12 protein-coding genes, 1 tRNA gene and 2 pseudogenes are annotated in these 11,799 nt (G+C 67.6%); 3 read left to right on the top strand and 12 right to left on the bottom strand.

From position 1 onward, the window contains the following. Window positions 1–76: 76 nt before the first annotated feature. From prmC to hemA, 3 genes are read right to left on the bottom strand one after another with little or no spacing between them, the layout of a single operon-like run. Window positions 77–970 (bottom strand): peptide chain release factor N(5)-glutamine methyltransferase, encoded by an 894-nt coding sequence (prmC, locus tag ASC37_RS07435; RefSeq protein WP_055423773.1) that lies wholly within the window; start codon window positions 968–970, stop codon window positions 77–79. Then, the gene (gene prfA, locus ASC37_RS07430) at window positions 967–2,055 is read right to left on the bottom strand and encodes a peptide chain release factor 1 (protein ID WP_055423772.1); all 1,089 of its coding nucleotides are present in this window, start codon (window positions 2,053–2,055) and stop codon (window positions 967–969) included. Before prfA ends, prmC begins: the two co-directional genes overlap by 4 nt. Continuing rightward, the gene (gene hemA / locus ASC37_RS07425) at window positions 2,052–3,386 is read right to left on the bottom strand and encodes a glutamyl-tRNA reductase (RefSeq protein WP_072247949.1); all 1,335 of its coding nucleotides are present in this window, start codon (window positions 3,384–3,386) and stop codon (window positions 2,052–2,054) included. The genes prfA and hemA overlap by 4 nt, the downstream gene beginning before the upstream one ends. Before the next feature lie 129 nt (window positions 3,387–3,515). Between hemA and ASC37_RS07420 the strand changes: the two genes are divergently transcribed. From ASC37_RS07420 to ASC37_RS07410, 3 genes are all read left to right on the top strand, one after another. Continuing rightward, window positions 3,516–4,193, top strand: coding sequence for a response regulator (locus ASC37_RS07420; RefSeq protein ID WP_055423771.1), 678 nt, complete (start codon window positions 3,516–3,518; stop codon window positions 4,191–4,193). Next, window positions 4,177–5,634, top strand: coding sequence for a sensor histidine kinase (locus ASC37_RS07415; RefSeq protein WP_055423770.1), 1,458 nt, complete (start codon window positions 4,177–4,179; stop codon window positions 5,632–5,634). The genes ASC37_RS07420 and ASC37_RS07415 overlap by 17 nt, the downstream gene beginning before the upstream one ends. Before the next feature lie 37 nt (window positions 5,635–5,671). Beyond that, window positions 5,672–5,747 (top strand) — tRNA-Phe (locus ASC37_RS07410). A gap of 281 nt (window positions 5,748–6,028) precedes the next feature. Here the strand turns inward: ASC37_RS07410 and ASC37_RS11925 are convergent. From ASC37_RS11925 to ASC37_RS11275, 9 genes and pseudogenes are all read right to left on the bottom strand, one after another. Beyond that, a pseudogene (locus tag ASC37_RS11925) lies at window positions 6,029–6,576 on the bottom strand (phenylacetate--CoA ligase family protein); the annotation flags it as partial. A gap of 15 nt (window positions 6,577–6,591) precedes the next feature. After that, a complete protein-coding gene (locus ASC37_RS11435) occupies window positions 6,592–7,263 on the bottom strand; it encodes a Spy/CpxP family protein refolding chaperone (RefSeq protein WP_055423769.1) in 672 nt (223 codons plus the stop codon). A 52-nt stretch (window positions 7,264–7,315) separates the two neighbouring features. After that, window positions 7,316–7,693, bottom strand: a complete 378-nt coding sequence (locus ASC37_RS11645) for an SHOCT domain-containing protein (protein ID WP_198289046.1) — start codon at window positions 7,691–7,693, stop codon at window positions 7,316–7,318. A gap of 52 nt (window positions 7,694–7,745) precedes the next feature. Continuing rightward, window positions 7,746–7,994 carry an SHOCT domain-containing protein gene (locus ASC37_RS07395; protein ID WP_055423768.1) on the bottom strand — a complete coding sequence of 83 codons (249 nt, stop codon included), beginning with the start codon at window positions 7,992–7,994 and terminating at the stop codon, window positions 7,746–7,748. 12 nt (window positions 7,995–8,006) lie between these two features. Continuing rightward, window positions 8,007–8,681: a hypothetical protein gene (locus tag ASC37_RS07390; protein WP_141654658.1), complete on the bottom strand. Its 675-nt coding sequence runs from the start codon at window positions 8,679–8,681 to the stop codon at window positions 8,007–8,009. A 57-nt stretch (window positions 8,682–8,738) separates the two neighbouring features. Then, window positions 8,739–9,131 (bottom strand): DUF302 domain-containing protein, encoded by a 393-nt coding sequence (locus tag ASC37_RS07385; protein ID WP_055423766.1) that lies wholly within the window; start codon window positions 9,129–9,131, stop codon window positions 8,739–8,741. A 29-nt stretch (window positions 9,132–9,160) separates the two neighbouring features. Next, entirely contained in the window at window positions 9,161–11,068 is a 1,908-nt protein-coding gene (locus ASC37_RS07380; protein WP_055423765.1) for a heavy metal translocating P-type ATPase, read from the bottom strand. Further along, the gene (locus ASC37_RS07375) at window positions 11,068–11,472 is read right to left on the bottom strand and encodes an ArsR/SmtB family transcription factor (protein WP_055423764.1); all 405 of its coding nucleotides are present in this window, start codon (window positions 11,470–11,472) and stop codon (window positions 11,068–11,070) included. The genes ASC37_RS07380 and ASC37_RS07375 overlap by 1 nt, the downstream gene beginning before the upstream one ends. 79 nt (window positions 11,473–11,551) lie before the next feature. Then, window positions 11,552–11,692, bottom strand: a pseudogene (locus tag ASC37_RS11275) (transposase); the annotation flags it as partial. Between the last annotated feature and the right edge of the window lie 107 nt (window positions 11,693–11,799).

Genomic DNA, 11,799 nt, shown 5'->3' with positions numbered 1-11,799 from the left:
CTGCCCTCCCAAGCCATACGCTCATGATAACATGTCATTTCGAACGACAATGATTGAAATTACAGGAAAAATCCGCTCACTTCGGCCGATGGCCCTCATCCGCTGCCCGCCTCCGTCGCCGCCCTCCGCTCACCCGCTCGTGCCCGGCCAGGTCCTTCCAGCTCTGTACCTCGAGAAAGCCCGCATCGAGCAGCAGCCCCCGCACCCGCTGCGCCTGATCCCAACCGTGCTCCAGCAGCAGCCAGCCGCCCTCGGCGAGGTGGCGCGGCGCCTCGGAGACGATCGCCGCGATCGCTTCCAGCCCGGTTTCTCCGGCAACCAGCGCCTGGCGCGGCTCGAAGCGCAGGTCGCCCTCTTCGAGGTGGGGATCGTCCTGGGCGAGATAGGGAGGGTTGGAGACGATGAGGTCGAACGTCTCGCCCGGGCCGATCCGGGAAAACCAGTCGCTCTCCATGAACGACACGCTCGCTTTCAGGCGAGCGGCGTTTCCCATCGCCAGGCCGAGCGCCTCGGGCAAGGCGTCCACCGCCAACACTTCCGCCTGCGGCAGCTCCAGCGCCAGGGTGATGGCCACGCAGCCGCTGCCGGTGCCCAGATCCAGGATGCGCGGCGCATGCCCCGGCGGCAGGGTGAGCGCGAGCGCGATCGCCACCTCCACCAAGGTCTCGGTCTCCGGCCGCGGGATCAAGACCGAAGGCGTGACGCGAATGCGCCGCCCGTAGAATTCCCGCTCCCTGACGAGATAGGCCACCGGCACTCCCGCCGCGCGCCGCTCCACCAAGTCGACGAAGCGCTGCAGCACCTCCGGCGGCAAGGGGCGCTCCGGCCACGCCGTGAGCTTGGTCGAACTCCAGCTGCTGGCGTAGCTCAGCAGGACGCGCGCCTCCAGCGCCCCGATGCGGGCGCGCGCCCAGGCGAGCGCCTCGCCCACCGTCGCCTCGGGCGGCAGGGCCGACGGAGCCGCACTCATGCCTCGCCCTCCGTTTCCAGCTCGCGCAGCCGCTCCTGCTCGTATTCGAGGCGCAGCGGCTCGATGAGGGGATCCAGATCCCCCTCGAGCACGGCATCGAGCTGGTAGAGCGTGAGATTGATGCGATGGTCCGTCACCCTGCCCTGCGGGAAATTGTAGGTACGGATGCGCTCGGAGCGATCGCCGCTGCCCACCAGGCTCTTTCTTGCCGCAGCCACCGCTGCGGCCTGTTCGTCCCGCTGCCGCGCCTCCAGCCGCGCCGCCAGCACCGCCATGGCCTTCGCCTTGTTGCGATGCTGCGAGCGGTCGTCCTGGCATTCGACCACGAGCCCCGTGGGCAGGTGCGTGATGCGCACCGCCGAATCGGTCCGGTTGACGTGCTGCCCGCCCGCGCCGCTCGCGCGGAAGGTATCGATGCGCAGCTCGGCAGGATCGAGCCGCACCACCGCCTCCTCGTCCGGCTCCGGCAGCACCGCCACCGTGCAGGCCGAAGTATGGATGCGCCCCTGGCTCTCGGTGGCCGGCACCCGCTGTACCCGATGCACGCCCGACTCGAACTTGAGCCGGCCATAGACCCCCCGCCCCTCCAGCCGCACGATCACCTCGCGATACCCTCCCAGGTCGGACTCGCTCGCCGAGAGGATCTCGCTGCGCCAGCCCCGGCGCTCGGCGTAGCGCAGATACATGCGCAGCAAGTCCGCCGCGAAGAGCGCCGCCTCCTCGCCGCCCGTCCCGGCGCGGATCTCGAGGAAGGCCGGCCGGTCGTCCTCCGGATCGCGCGGCGTGAGCGCCTCGGTGAGCGCATGCTCGCTCTCGGCCAGCCGCCCGGCCAACCGCGCCTTCTCCTCTTCCGCGAGCGCGCGCAGCTCCGGATCGGCCATGAGGGCCTCGGTGGCAGCCAGCTCCTCTTCCAGCGCCCGATGGCCGCGCCACAGCGCCACCACCGGTTCGAGTTCCGCCCGCTCCTGCCCCAGCCGGCGCAGCTGCTGCGGATCGGAAGCCACCGCCGGATCGAGCAGCGCCCGGTCGAGCTCCTGCAGCCGTTCCTCCATGCGTCGCAAGCGTTCGCGCAGACGTTCCCTCATCCCCGTTCCCCCCGCGGCACCGCCAAAGGCAGGGATTCTTCCTGTGCCGCGTCCTCCTCCCCATCTTTTGCCGGCGGCGTGCCTTCTTCCAGCGCGAAGAGCCGCGGCAGGGCCGCGAGCAGCGCCTCGCGCTCGGGCTCGGCCGCCTCCTGCAAAAAGCGCGTGGGCGCGTGCAGCCACTTGTTCATCAGCCCATGGCTCAGGGCCATGAGCACCGCCTCGGGCGATTCGCCTCCATGCAGGCGGCGCAAGGCCCGCTGCAGCTCCGCCTCGCGCAGCGCATCGGCCCGCTCGCGCAGGCGGCGGATCCACGGCACGATCTCGCGCGAGCGCACCCAGGCCATGAACTCGGCCACCCGCTCCTCGACGATGCGCTCCGCCGCCACCAGCGCCTGCTGCCGCGAGGCAAGCCCCGCCTGCACGATCTGCGCCAGGTCGTCCACCGTATAGAGGAAGACGTCGTCGAGCTCACCCACCTCCGGCTCCACGTCGCGCGGCACGGCCAGATCCACCATCACGAAGGGCCGGCGCCGGCGCTTTTTCAGGGCGCGCTCGACCATCCCCAGGCCGATGAGCGGCAAGGGACTGGCCGTGCTCGAGACGACGGTGTCGAATTCGGGCAAGATCTCGGGCAGGTCTTCGAGCCGCCCCACCCCCGCGCCCAGCGGCTGGGCGATCGCCTCGGCCCGGGCGAGCGTGCGGTTGACCACCATCATCCGCCTGGGCCGGCCGGCGGCGAAGTGCGTCGCGCACAATTCGATCATCTCGCCGGCGCCGACGAAGAGCACCCGCTGCTCCGATACCGGCCCGAAGACGCGCTCGGAGAGCTTGACCGCCGCCGCGGCCATGGAGACCACGTTCGCCCCGATCGCCGTGCCCGAACGCACTTCCTTGGCCACCGCCAAGGTGTGCTGGAAGAGTTTGTGCAGATGCTTGCCAAGGGTGCCCGCCGCCTGCGCCGCCCGCACCGCGTCCTTGAACTGCCCCAGGATCTGCGCCTCGCCCAGCACCATGGAATCCAGGCCGCTCGCCACGCGAAAAACGTGGCGCACCGCCGCCTGGTCGATATAGGTGAAGAGGTGCGGCGCCACTTCCGGCAGCGGCGTGCCCTGACGGGCGGTGAGCCAGGCCACCACCGGCTCCGCCTCGCGCGCCGCCACGTAGAGTTCGGTGCGGTTGCAGGTGGAGAGGATGGCGGCTTCCGACACGCCGGCCACGCCGCCGCACAGCTCCTGCAGGGCCGGCACCACGCGCTGCGGATCGAACGCGAACCGCTCCCGGATCGCGATCGGCGCCGAATGGTGGTTCAGACCCAAGGCATAGAACGGCATGAGCGCGCGAGATGGAGATCCGAAGAAAGGAATCGATTATATCACCCGCCCCGACCCCACCCTTGACGGCGGGCGGCAGGGCACCCACAATGCCGACGAAGCCTCCCCCGCTCCACGGAGAACGCCCGCATGCGCATCCTCATCGCCGAAGACGACGCCGTCATCGCCCAGGGACTGGCCCGCGCGCTCAGGCAATCCGGCTGCGCCATCGACACGGTGATGAACGGCCGCGAGGCCGACGTGGCGCTGCACACCACCCCCTACGACCTCGTCATCCTCGATCTCGGCCTGCCGGGACTGCCCGGCATCGAAGTGCTGCGCCGCCTGCGCGCGCGCAAGAACACCACCCCCGTGCTCATCCTCACCGCCCAGGACGGCATCGAAGACCGCGTGCGCGGGCTCGATGCCGGCGCCGACGACTACCTCACCAAACCCTTCGCGCTCCCCGAGCTGGAAGCCCGCGTGCGGGCGCTCACCCGGCGCTCGCTCGCCGCCCCGCCGGTGGTGGAAGCCGGCAAGCTGCGCTACGACCAGAGCGCCCGGCGCGTCTGGCTCGACGGCACCCCGCTCGAACTCTCCGGCCGGGAACTCGCGCTCCTCGAATACCTCATCACCCGCCCCGGGCGGCTCGTGAGCAAGGAACAGCTCGTCGAACACCTCTGCGGCTGGGGCGAGGAAGTCTCCACCAACGCCATCGAAGTCTACATGCACCGGCTGCGCAAGAAGATCGAAGGAAGCGGCGTACGCATCCAGACGGTGCGCGGCCTCGGCTACAGCCTGGAGCCCAGCGATGCTTCCCTGGCGTAAGCGCACGCCCGACGGCTCGCCCAACTCCGTCTTCGGCGAGATCCTCGACTGGCTCCTCGCCCCGCTGCTCTTTCTCTGGCCCTTCTCCATCATCGTCACGCACCAGGTGGCCGACCGCATTGCCAACCGCTCGTTCGACCACGCCCTGGGCGAACAGGTTCAGATGCTCGCGCGTTTCGTGACGATCGACGGCGACCGCGTCCAGCTCAACCTGCCCGCGCCGGGCCGCATCCTCTTTCGCTCCTCGGCAAGCGACGTCGTCTTCTTCCAGGTCCGCACCGACGAAGGATTCGTCGGCGGCGACGCCGAGATCCCCGCCCCGCCCCGCCCCTGGCTGCCCGACGGCGAAGTGCGCTGGCGAGACGACGTCGTGGCCGGAGAACCGGTACGCGTCGCCGCCCGCATCGACCGCCGCCCTGGCCCCGAGCAGCCGCGCTTCGTCATCGCCCAGGTAGCCGAGACCCTCAACAAGCGCCGCGAGCTCGCCTCCGACGTCGTCACCGGCGTGCTCCTGCCGCAATTCGCCCTGATTCCGCTCTCGGTCGTGCTCGTCTGGTTCGGCCTCACCCGCGGCATCGCCCCGCTCGCCCGCCTGCAGGCGCGCATCCGCCAGCGCCGCCCCACCGACCTCTCGCCCATCGCGCCCGAGAGCGTCCCCGAAGAAGTGCGCCCCCTCATCGTCGCCTTCAACGACATGATGGCCCGTCTCGAAGAAAACCTCCAGGCCCAGCGCCGCTTCATCGCCGACGCCGCCCACCAGATGCGCACCCCCATCACCGGCCTGAAGATGCAGGCCGAGCTCGCCCTGCGCGAGCGCGACCCGCAGGCGCTGCGCCAGGATCTCCAGCGCCTGCACGGCGCCGCCGAACGCGCCGCCCACCTCATCCAGCAGCTCCTCACGCTGGCGCGCGCCGAATCGAGCTCGGAGACGGTACACCGCATCGAACGCCTCGACGTACAGGAACTGCTGCGCGACGTCGCCCTCGAGCTCTACCCCAAGGCCCAGCACAAAGCGCTCGAGCTCGGATTCGACGAAAGCGAAGGGCGGCTGGAAGTCGAGGGCAACCGCCTCATGCTGCAGGAACTCTTCAAGAACCTGGTCGACAACGCCATCCAATACACCCCGCCCGGCGGCAGCGTCACCCTGCGCGCGCTAGCCCGCGGGGATTCGGTCGACGTCGAGATCGAAGACACCGGCATCGGCATCCCCCCCGCCGACCGCCCCCGCGTCTTCGAGCGCTTCTACCGCGTGCTCGACACCGGCGTCGACGGCTCCGGCCTGGGCCTTGCGATCGTGCGCGAGATCGCCGAGATGCACCGCGCCGACGTCAGCCTCGAACCCAACCCCCACGGCCAGGGCACGCTCGCCCGCGTGCGCTTCCCCCTGCCGGCACGAAGCCCCGCCCGGCAGGACGAGCGCCCCCGCGCCAAGGATGATTGACTTTCTCTTTCCCGCCGCTATAATGGCGGTCTTCGGCGGCCAGGTAGCTCAGTCGGTAGAGCAGCGGACTGAAAATCCGCGTGTCGGTGGTTCGATTCCGCCCCTGGCCACCAATATATAAAGGTCAACCGTTCTCGGTTGGCCTTTTTTCTTGCGCGCTCCCGCGCGTTCGCGGGGACTCCTGCGGATTCCTGCGGACTTCCTTCCCCGGCCGTCTCGCCTGCCTCGGGCCCCATTTCGCTCTCTCCGCGCCGTTTTTCTCTCCGGCCCTGCTCCCCGGCGAAAGGTCGAAGTCAACAGGGAGCGCCGACGGCACCATTCAATATCAACAAGTTACGTGCTGACCGTTCAACCGGTTGGATGAGTGCATCGCTCACCCAAACCAGACATAGCCTCAACCCTGCGTGGTCGGGGCGCCCTCGGGAGGTAGCGGAATGACGGTGCGGTACTTTCCGCCGCTGGATTGCGCAGGCGGCTCCTCGGCGCGCTCGACCGCGACCTGATCGAGCCGGTGCTCGATGAGCAGGCACGCGATCCCACTACGCACAGCCTCCCCCACATGCGCTCCGGGTCGGCGCCGGGCGCGGGACGCAGGCGCACGCGCAGACGCATCGGTGCAGTCTGCACGATCTGCGACAGCTCGACGCCAGAGATATGGTCAAGCTCCAACGCCAGCGGAGGGATAAAGACACGCTCGCCGCGTTCTGTCGTAAATGAGAGCACATCGGCGGAGCGGCCCTGCACGCGGATCGCGGGCAGTGGATTGCCGCAGGGACAGGGATCGGGCCGCTGCAGGATGCTGTCCCCGAGGTCGTAGCGCAGGATCGGCTGTACCCGGCTGGCGAGATTACTCAGCAGGACCGTGTGCGACGGCGTGCCCGGTAGAGTCGGCCGGTAGTCGGCGTCGACCGGCTCGAGCACGGCCCAGTCACCGTTAACGTGGCCGGCTGTGGCCGGCTACCGCATCATCCCGCCCCGCCCGCCGTAGTAACCGCGCAGCCGCTCCTTCTGCTCGGGGGTGAGCACCGCGTCCATGCGATTCTGCGCATCGACCTGGATCTGGATCATCTGCCGTCGCAGGTCGCAAATCTTCTTGTATTGGTTGTCGATCGCGGCGGGGTCACGCTTCCCGGAGTAGTAGATTTCGTTGAGCTTGGCTTGCTCGGCATACATCTTCGCCGCCAGGTCCCCCTGCTTCTTGCGGAAGTCCTCCTGGATCTGTGCGATCTCGGCCTGCTGCTGCTCCGTGAGGTCGAGCGCCGGGCCATAGCCGTATCCGCCCATCATTCCGGGGCCCATCATTCCGGGGCCCATCATTCCGGGGCCCATCATTCCGGGGCCCATCATGCCAGGGCCCATCATGCCAGGGCCCATGTAGCGGTCGTCCCAGTCATCCCAATCCCCCCACATCCCGCGGGGACCCATGCCCATCATGCCGGGACCCATCATGCCCGGTCCCATGCCCATCATCCCCGGCCCCATGCCGCACATCGGGCACCATCCGCCCATCATGCCGGGTCCCATGCCGTAGCCGTAGTACGGTTGCTCTTGCTGAGCCGAAGCGCTGGCCACGGTTCCCAAAAGCGCCATCGCGGCAAGCGCGCCAACGAGTTTTTGCTTGGTGTTCATTTGCATCTCCTTTACTGGTGGAAATTGCACAACCCGGTCCTTGGACCGGGGCCTATCCCCCCTTCAAGTCGTCGCGCTTCTGCAAGAACTCGTCGCGATCGATTTCCCCCCGCGCGTATTTTTCTTCAAGGATAGCCAAGGCCCGGTCATCGCCCTGGCGAGCGCCCGTGCCCGTTCGACTTCTGCCGCCCAACAGATACTTGATGGCGGCCAGCACGAGCAGTACCGGCACCAGCCAGAGCAGGATCATCCAGATCCAGCCGAATCCCCATCCCCAGCCCATGCCGCACATCGGGCACCATCCGCCCATCATGCCGGGTCCCATGCCGTAGCCGTAGTACGGTTGCCCTTGCTGAGCCGAAGCGCTGGCCACGGTTCCCAAAAGCGCCATCGCGGCAAGCGCGCCAACGAGTTTTTGCTTGGTGTTCATTTGCATCTCCTTTACTGGTGGAAATTGCACAACCCGGTCCTTGGACCGGGGCCTATCCCCCCTTCAAGTCGTCGCGCTTCTGCAAGAACTCGTCGCGATCGATTTCCCCCCGCGCGTATTTTTCTTCAAGGATAGCCAAGGCCCGGTCATCGCCCTGGCGAGCGCCCGTGCCCGTTCGGCTTCTGCCGCCCAACAGATACTTGATGGCGGCCAGCACGAGCAGTACCGGCACCAGCCAGAGCAGGATCATCCAGATCCAGCCGAATCCCCATCCCCAGCCCATGCCGTAATCCATCATCATCTTCTTAGCCTTTCATTCCCGGGTGCGGCCATGCCGCCGCAAGAAGTCGATAATCTCGGCCGTCGTCGTCTTGTCCGGGACGAACTTTCCCATTGCCGCCTCGTGCCCGCGCATCCGGCCGACCACCGCCGGCCACTCCTGTTCGGTGTGTTGCCGCGGGTCCGGCAGGGCGTGACACTGCGCGCAGATGGTGCCGAACGCCTGACCCGCCCGTGTGTTCAGGTCCGGAAATTCGGCCGCATCGATCGGCTGCTGGGCGTGCTTCTGCAGATAGTCGAGCAGGATGTCCAGTTCCGCGCTGTTCGGAGCCGCCACTCCCATCATTCCGCTCATCATCTGCATGCGCATGTTCATGCGGCCCAGCACTTGCGGCCATTCGGCGGCGGTATGCATGCCCGGGCCGGGCAGGTTGTGGCATTGCGTGCAGTAATATTCCAGGATGCGCGCGCCGGCTGAATGGGGCTCGGGCAGCAGCGCGGGATCGACGCCGGGCGGCAGGGCGCCCCCCATCATCCGCTGCATCATGTTCCTGTGCATGGGGCCCATCATTCCCGGCCCCATCATGCCTTGCGCCAATTTTGTTGCGTCATCCGCTTGGGCGGGGCTAACGGCGAGGGAGGATAGAAGCAACGCGATCGCAATGGCTGTGCCAGCGGTTGCGCTTGAAATGCCTCGACCTGCTTTCATCTCCTTGCTCCTCGTTCGCCGTTGGCTGGAAAGGCGCTTCTGCCTGACAGACCCGGGTTACAGCGCCTGCATCACCCGCTCCAGCCGCTGCCGCACTTCACTTGCCAGTTGGGTGATTTCGGGTTTGTTCACCAGATCCAGCACCGCATTAGGGTCCATGAATTCCACGTGCACCTTGCCCGTATCGTCCTGACGCACGACCACGTTGCACGGCAGAAGCAAGCCGATGGACGGCTCCGCCGTCAGTGCCCGGTGCGCCAGCGGCGGATTGCATGCCCCGAGAATCCGGTATGGCGGCATGTCCTGGTTGAGCTTTTTCTTCATCGCGCCGGCGACGTCGATGTCGGCCAGCACGCCGAAGCCTTCGGCCTGCAGGGCCTGGGTGACGCGCTCGATCGCTTGATCGAAGGTCAGCTCCACCGTCTTGCCGAAACCGTACTTGATATCCATGACAACGCTCCTTGGGTTGGAATTGCTGTTCAGCGGCGCAGCATGCGCAGGCCGTTTCCGATCACCACGAACTCGCTGATCTCGTGCGCCAGCACCGCGATCGGCAGGGTGAAATAGCCGCCCACCGCGCCCGCGATCAGGCCGCCGATCACCACCGCGGACAGGGCGAGGTTCTGCCGGATCACCTGCCAGGTTCGGCGGCTGAAGGAAATCAGATAGGGCAGCCGCGCGAGGTTGTCGCTCATCAGCACCACGTCCGCCGTCTCCAGCGCGACGTCGGTGCCCGCCGCGCCCATGGCGACGCCGACGTGGGCCGCCGCCAGTGCGGGCGCGTCGTTCACGCCATCGCCGACCATCATCACCTTGCCGTAGCGCGCCTCCAGCTCGGCGACCTTGCGCGCCTTGCCCTCCGGGGAAAGCTCGGCGAACACCTCGTCCACACCCACCTGCCTGGCGATCGCTTCCGCCGCCAAGGGATTGTCGCCGGTCAGCATGACCACCCGCTCGATGCCGGCGCGCTTGAGCTCGGCGACGGCCCGGACCGCCTCCGGCCGCAGCGGATCGGCGATGGCGATCAGGCCGTCGAGGGCTCGATCGGTGCCGACCAGCACCACGGTCTTGCCTTCCCGCTGCAAGGCTTCGATGCGGGGCATCGCGGCGGCCACCGGAACGCCCAGCCCCTCGAAGAGCCGTGGGTTTCCTACATAGTGGTCGACGCCTTCGATCCGGCCGCGGGCGCCCGCGCCGGTGAGGGACAGGAAATCTTGGGCCGGGTTGACCGCGATGCCCTCGCTCTTGGCCCGCTCCAGCACGGCCTGCGCCAGGGGGTGCTGCGAGCGCAGTTCGAGGGCGGCGGCCGCGGCCAGTACCTCGCGTTCGCTTTGCCCGTCCAGCGGGATCACATCCGTGACCTGCGGCCGGCCCAGGGTGAGCGTGCCGGTCTTGTCCAGGGCCACCACCCGCACCTTGGCCAGGTTCTCCAGATGCACGCCGCCCTTGATCAACAGGCCGTTGCGGCCGGCGGTGCCGATGGCGGCGACCAGCGTGATGGGGACGGAGATCACCAGGGCGCAAGGGGCGGCGGCGACGATGAACACGGTGGCGCGGGTGAGCCAGTCCTCCCAAGGCAGGCCGAACAGCGGCGGCAAAAGGCCGATGAGGATGCCCACGCCCAGGACGGAGGGGCTGTAGCGCTTGCCGAAGCGCTCGATGAAGCGTTGACTGCGGCCCTTGCTCGCCTGCGCGGCTTCCACCAGATGGATGATGCGCGAGAGGGTGTTGTCGGCGAAGGTCTTGGTGGCGCGCACCGTGAGCGCGCCCTCGCCGTTGAGGGTGGCGGCGAACACCTGGCTGCCCGGCAGTTTCTCGACCGGCACGGATTCGCCGGTCACCGGCGCCTGGTTCACGCTGGAATGACCGTCGACCACCTCGCCGTCAGTGGCGACCGACTCGCCCGGCAGCACGATGAAGACATCGCCCACCCGGATCTGCTCGACCGGGATCCGTATCTCCTCGTCTCCGCGCCGCACGAGCGCGGTCTTCGGGGCCAAGTCCATGAGGGCGCGGATCGCGTGCCGGGCGCGCTCCGCCGTGTAGCCTTCCGCCGCCTCGGAGATCGAGTAGAGAAACACAAGCGTCGCGGCCTCCGCCCACTGCCCCATGACCCCGGCGACGATGGCGGCGGTGGACATGAGGAGCTCAATGCCGATCTCGCGCTCCTTGACCAGTTCCTCCAGCGCCTCGCGGCCGAAATAGTAGCCGCCGACGAGTACGGCGGCGATATAGAGAATTGCCTGGAACCCGGCGGGCAGGCCGAGATAGCCGCCGACGAAGCCGGTGAGCAGCAACAGCCCGGAGCATACGGAGGTGACGACCTTGGCGTTGCGCCAGGGTCGCGGCATGACCACCGGGGCCTCGGCGGCGCAGGCGCAGCCCATCACTCGCCCTCCACCGCCGCAAGCGATGCGGTCTGGATGCCGATACGACAGCGCCCGCCTTCCCGTAAACACATCCGCTCGCGAAAACGGTGCAAGTCCTGGGCAAAGAGCCCGCCGACGTCGGGCAGCGCCCGCAGCATGTCGTAGGCCAATTCCAGGTAAGGCACGCCGCGCACGAGGCGGTGATAGACCCAGCGCCCATCTTTCTCTGCGGACAGCAGCCCAGCCTGACGCAGAATCTTTACATGGCGCGACAGCTTGTACTGGGGCTCAAGCAGGCTGTCCACCAGTTCGCAGAGGCAGGCCTCCTCGCCGGTCTCGGCCAGCAGGCGGACGATACGGATCCTCGTCGGGTCGGCGAGGGCCTGAAAGATTTCGTGTGGTTGTACGTTGATCGTATGCATAGTTGCATGATAACGCATCTATGCGGGTTGTGCAACCTTTTTTCTGTAAATTTCCGTGGTGTTGGTCATGACGCCGGGGTTACGGGTTGAGGTTGAGATAGACCTTGCCGGTCATCCACTCGTCGTCGAGTTCGGCCAGCAGCGCCGAGACCAGGCGCAGGCAGGAATCCATGTTGGGGAAGATGCTGGCCACCCGGGTGCGTCGTCGCAGTTCCCGGTGTCGGGTAGCAGGACAGCATTACTGCCGCCCCGCCCCCTAAGAACCGTACGTGCGAGTTTCCCCGCATACGGCTCAAGCCTCTGCAAAGCCCCTTGTGACAGGAGCCG

The organism is Tepidiphilus thermophilus (assembly GCF_001418245.1).
Taxonomy (GTDB): domain Bacteria; phylum Pseudomonadota; class Gammaproteobacteria; order Burkholderiales; family Rhodocyclaceae; genus Tepidiphilus; species Tepidiphilus succinatimandens.
The sequence above is the reverse complement of the archived record's forward strand: the minus strand, read 5'-3'. Positions and strand labels throughout refer to the sequence as shown.